Raw genomic sequence first — 3,659 nt, 5'->3', positions numbered from 1 at the left:
ACCAGATCGACGGAACTGCTGGCCTGGTACTTGCGCATCAGGCGGGCGCGGTAGATTTCCACGGTGCGCGGGCTGATGCCCAGCGCCCTGGCCGTTTCCTTGGCGGTCAGGCCTTTCATGACCAGTGCGGCCACCTCGCGTTCGCGCGCGGTGAGCTCGGCCTTCACGGTGCGGCGCGACGACAGGTCCTCGAAACTCCAGATGCCGGCGGCGTGCGGGTCGGTGCGGTCCAGCGCGCGGCCAGTGACGTGGCACCAGAAGGTCTGCCCCTGGAAGCGGCCGCCCACGCGTTTCATCACCCGCTCGTCGGAGTAGTGGCCCTTGGCGTTGAGGATGGGGGTGATGCGTTCGCCGATGCGCTCGAACTCGTCGGCGCTGGGGTAGAGGATGAGGAAGCTCTGGCCCACCAGCTGGTCGCGGCTGGCGCCGAACATGTCGCACACCGCCTGGTTGCAGTCCACCATGGTGCGGTGGCGCGACAGCACCAGCCCCACCGGCGCCAGGTCGAAGGCGAGGCGGTAGTCGGCGGCGGGCGCGGCGTCGGGCGGCATGGGGGGCCAGTGTGGGCGGCTTCGGAGGGCGCGGTTAAGGGTTGGACTGTAGGCAAAACTACGTATGCGATTACGTAGTATCGTACGGTTTTCCTTCACTTTTGGACAGGAGCGTGCGAGCATGAACAAGGTGTACCCCAGCGCGGCCGAAGCCCTCCAGGGCGTGGTGGCCGACGGGCAACTGATCGCCGTGGGCGGCTTCGGCCTGTGCGGCATTCCCGAGGCCCTGATCGACGCGCTGCGCGACAGCGGCGCGAAGAACCTGACCGCCATTTCCAACAACGCCGGTGTCGATGGCTTCGGCCTGGGCAAGCTGCTGGAGACGCGCCAGATCAAGAAAATGATCTCCAGCTACGTGGGCGAGAACAAGGAGTTCGAGCGCCAGTACCTGGCCGGCGAACTGGAGCTGGAATTCACGCCCCAGGGCACGCTGGCCGAGAAGCTGCGCGCCGGTGGCGCAGGCATTCCCGCCTTCTTCACCAAGACCGGTGTGGGCACGCTGGTGGCCGAAGGCAAGGAACTGCGCGAGTTCAACGGCGAAACCTACGTGATGGAGCACGCCCTGTTCCCCGACGTGGCGCTGATCAAAGCCGACGTGGCCGACCGTTCCGGCAACCTGCGTTTCAACCTGACGGCGCGCAACTTCAACCCGGCCGCCGCCACCGCCGGCAAGGTTTGCATCGTGGAGGTGGAACGCGTGGTCGCCACCGGCGAGATCGCCCCGGACGACGTGCACCTGCCCGGCATTTACGTGCACCGCATCGTGGTCAACCCCACGCCCGAAAAGCGCATCGAAAAGCGCACCACCCGCGACCGCAAGTAAGGAGCACGAACATGGCTTGGACCCAAGACCAAATGGCCGCGCGCGCGGCGCAGGAACTGCAAGACGGCTTTTACGTCAACCTGGGCATCGGCATCCCGACGCTGGTGGCCAACCACGTGCCCGACCACATCGAGGTCTGGCTGCAGAGCGAAAACGGCATGCTGGGCATCGGCCCCTTCCCGTATGAAGACGAAGTGGACGCCGACCTGATCAACGCCGGCAAGCAGACGGTGACGACGCTCAAGGGCTCGTCCATCTTCGGCTCCGACCAGTCCTTCGCCATGATCCGTGGCGGCAAGATCAACCTGTCCATCCTGGGCGCCATGCAAGTCACGGGCAAGGGCGACCTGGCCAACTGGATGATTCCGGGCAAGATGGTCAAGGGCATGGGCGGCGCCATGGACTTGGTGGCCGGCGTCAAGCGCGTGATCGTGCTGATGGAGCACGTGGCCAAGAAGAAGGACGGTACCACCGACCTAAAGATCCTGCCCGAATGCACCCTGCCGCTGACCGGCCAGGGCGTGGTGGACCGCATCATCACCGACCTGGGCGTGATGGACGTGACGCCCGAAGGCCTGAAGCTGGTGGAACTGGCCGACGGCGTGACGCGCGAGGAAATCCAGAGCAAGACCGGCGTGCCGCTGCTCTGAGCGCCGCCTTGCGCCTGTGCGCCGAAGCCCGCCCCGGTGGCGGGCTTTTGCGTACTTGGCGCGCCGGGTGTGCCGGGCCTCAGCCGGTGACGACCCGGTTGCGGCCCTGCCGCTTGGCTTGGTAGAGGGCCGCGTCGGCGCGCTGGTAGAGGCGGTCGGGCGTGTCGTCCGGCTCGGCGCTGACGATGCCGGCGCTGACCGTGAGGCAGCCGCTGACCGGGCTGTGGCCGTGCGCCAGGGCCAGCGCCGCCAGCCGGCCTTGCACCGCCTGTAGCCACTGTGCCCCGCCGACCAGGGGGGTGTCTTCCAGCACAACGGCGAATTCTTCGCCGCCCACGCGGCTGGGCAGGTCGCCCGGCCGGCGGGCCTGGGCCAGCAGGCACTGGGCCACCGCCTGCAGCGCCAGGTCGCCCTGGGCGTGGCCGTGGTGGTCGTTGTAGGCCTTGAAGTGGTCCACGTCCAGCACCGCCAGACACAGGGGCCGGCCGTGGCGCTTGTGGGTCGCCAGGGCCCGCCGCAGCGTGCCGTCGAAGCTGCGCCGGTTGGGCAGGCCGGTCAGCGCGTCGGACTCGGCCAGCAGCTCCAGGTTTTCCATCTGGAAGTGGATGAGCCCGAGCAGGTTGTTGGTGTCCTGCGCCAGCTGGGTGATTTCGTCGCGCCCGTCCACCGTGATCTGCTCCTGCCAGCGCTCCTTGTGGTGGATGCGGCGCAGTTCCTGGCTGAAGCGGTGCAGGCGCCGCACCACCAGCCGGTCCAGCAGCACCATCAGGCCGGCGGTGATGAGGGCGAACACCCCCAGCAGCTGCCACTGCACCGCCCCCAGGTTCTCGCGCGCCTGCAGCGACGCGGTGCGCGGCCATTCCAGCCAGAGGTGGCCGGCGGGCTGGCCGGCCAGGTCGTGCACCGGCCACCAGACGCGGATGTGTTCCGCCTCCAGCCGGTAGCGCGGTTCGGCCTGGCCCAGGCTGGAGCCCAGGGCGGGCCAGCGTTGGTCGGGTGCGGCCGCTGGCAGGGGTTCGTGCGACAGGCCGAAGTGCAGCCCCGTCAGCCGGCTCAGGTGCGGCTCGAAGTCGGCCGGCACCGGTTCGGCCACCAGCAGCAGGCCTTGCGGCGGGCCGTCGCCGCCGCTGTTGCGTATGCCTTGGCGGCACAGGGCCACCCAGCGGCCGTCCCAGCGGGCCAGGCCGCAGCTGCGCGCCCCCGGGGCCGGTGGCTGGCGCAACCAGTCGCCGTAGGCGCTGGCGTGCACCGCGTCCAGATCGGTGCCCGCCGGGCTCACGCGGTGCAGGGCCTGCCCGCCGGGGCCGCGCACCTCCAGCCAGTCGAAGCCGGCGGCGGCCACCGCGTCCTGGTTCAGGTTGAGCCGGGCGAAGGCGCCCCGCCCCTGGCGGGCGTAGTCGGCGAATTCGGTCCAGTTGGCCCAGTCGTTGACCAACTTGTCGTGCTGCAGCAGCTGCGCGTCGACCGCCACCAGCAGGCGCTCCAGCTGTTGTTGCACCGCCTGGGTTTCAAGTTGGGTGTAGCCGCGGTTGAGCCGCCAGCTCAGCCAGACCTGGGTGGCGACCAGGGACAGCAGCATCAGCGCCGTCAGGCCGACCAAGAGCTTGAGCCGGATACCGATCAATTTATCCCCGA

The 3,659-nt window shown here is 68.9% G+C and carries 4 protein-coding genes; 2 read left to right on the top strand and 2 right to left on the bottom strand.

Annotated features, from left to right (window positions below):
- Window positions 1-551: PAS and helix-turn-helix domain-containing protein (locus HA630_RS03235; protein WP_166832312.1), on the bottom strand; the 551-nt coding region annotated here is incomplete at its 3' end.
- A gap of 121 nt (window positions 552-672) precedes the next feature.
- Between HA630_RS03235 and HA630_RS03230 the strand changes: the two genes are divergently transcribed.
- Both HA630_RS03230 and HA630_RS03225 read left to right on the top strand, forming a co-directional pair.
- A complete protein-coding gene (locus HA630_RS03230) occupies window positions 673-1,374 on the top strand; it encodes a CoA transferase subunit A (RefSeq protein WP_166832311.1) in 702 nt (233 codons plus the stop codon).
- Between the two features lie 11 nt (window positions 1,375-1,385).
- Window positions 1,386-2,024 carry a CoA transferase subunit B gene (locus tag HA630_RS03225; RefSeq protein WP_101049502.1) on the top strand — a complete coding sequence of 213 codons (639 nt, stop codon included), beginning with the start codon at window positions 1,386-1,388 and terminating at the stop codon, window positions 2,022-2,024.
- Window positions 2,025-2,103: 79 nt separating this feature from the next.
- On the opposite strand, the gene HA630_RS03220 is transcribed toward HA630_RS03225, so the two are convergent.
- On the bottom strand, window positions 2,104-3,659 hold a 1,556-nt coding region (locus HA630_RS03220; protein ID WP_208299944.1), incomplete at its 5' end, for a diguanylate cyclase.

The organism is Aquabacterium sp. A08, from assembly GCF_011742065.1.
Note: the sequence above shows the minus strand (reverse complement) of the source record. Positions and strands in the feature narration are given on the sequence as shown.

What these genes read in the sequence shown, in the direction of transcription:
- HA630_RS03230 (WP_166832311.1), top strand. Translation starts at nt 673, where the DNA reads ATGAACAAGGTGTACCCCAGCGCGGCCGAAGCCCTCCAGGGCGTGGTG.
- HA630_RS03225 (WP_101049502.1), top strand. Translation starts at nt 1,386, where the DNA reads ATGGCTTGGACCCAAGACCAAATGGCCGCGCGCGCGGCGCAGGAACTG.